The 899-nt window shown below is 39.6% G+C and carries 1 protein-coding gene; it reads right to left on the bottom strand.

All coding sequences use genetic code 11. From position 1 onward, the window contains the following. Window positions 1–44 precede the first annotated feature (44 nt). Complete coding sequence (locus PVE40_RS12830; protein ID WP_274732316.1) at window positions 45–467, bottom strand: cupin domain-containing protein; 423 nt, start codon at window positions 465–467, stop codon at window positions 45–47. Between the last annotated feature and the right edge of the window lie 432 nt (window positions 468–899).

The following is an 899-nucleotide window of genomic DNA, read 5'->3' as shown; positions in this document are numbered from 1 at the left end:
ACCATCCATACGGGTGCAGGGCTTTTGTTTCATCCTAGTGTACCTCAGTGTTCGTTTGGATCGTTTTTGGCGTCTTCATGAGTAGGGTGAACCGTTCCTTCAAGGTGATCTGGACCAGCATAAATGGTATACAGTCTGAGCGGCTTATCACCGCTGTTTTCGATGTTGTGCCACATGTCCGCCGGAACAAATACGGCGTCATCATCCATCACTTTTTGTTGAACATGTAAGTTATCTTTAGAAGGCCCCATTTTACACACGCCTTCTCCTTCTTCAATACGGATAAATTGGTCAATGCCTTCGTGCACTTCCAAACCGATGTCATCGCCCGGTTGAATGGACATTACGGTGACTTGCAGTTTACTGCCTGTCCAAATGGTCGTCCGGTAATTATCATTTCCTGTGGTGGCGTCTTCAATATTAATGATATACGGCTTCTTCCCATGATCCTTGTAGTCTATTTCCATCTTCCATTCCTCCTAGTCTTTGTACTGAAACAATGATACCTACTTCTTATTTATAATAATTCTAATTAATGGTACCACATCTAAATCTAAAATTCTATGCAAAAAAATTGGCTTTTTGGAGAGCGATTCTAAACAAAGACCATATAACGCGCAATTACAATTGGTACCCCTTAATCCTCAGCACATAAAGGAAAAAATATGGAATCAAAAAATAACCGATATGTACTCTGGTTATGACTTGAATCAGGGAGAATTTCAGAGACGACACATCATACTTTTTTAGTTTGCACTTGTAAACTAACTAGCGTACATTAAGTTTATGCTCACTATCAAGCGTTGTCAATCCTTTAGACTCTTATCAATTTCGAAAGAAAGTAGCAAGGTTATTGATTGTGACTGTAAAAGTGGGGTGTTCCTATAAGCACATTAAAC

It is taken from the genome of Jeotgalibaca caeni (assembly GCF_028863945.1).
GTDB lineage: Bacteria > Bacillota > Bacilli > Lactobacillales > Aerococcaceae > Jeotgalibaca > Jeotgalibaca caeni.
This window is presented reverse-complemented; position numbering and strand designations above follow the sequence as displayed.

What these genes read in the sequence shown, in the direction of transcription:
- PVE40_RS12830 (WP_274732316.1), bottom strand. Translation starts at nt 467, where the DNA reads ATGGAAATAGACTACAAGGATCATGGGAAGAAGCCGTATATCATTAAT.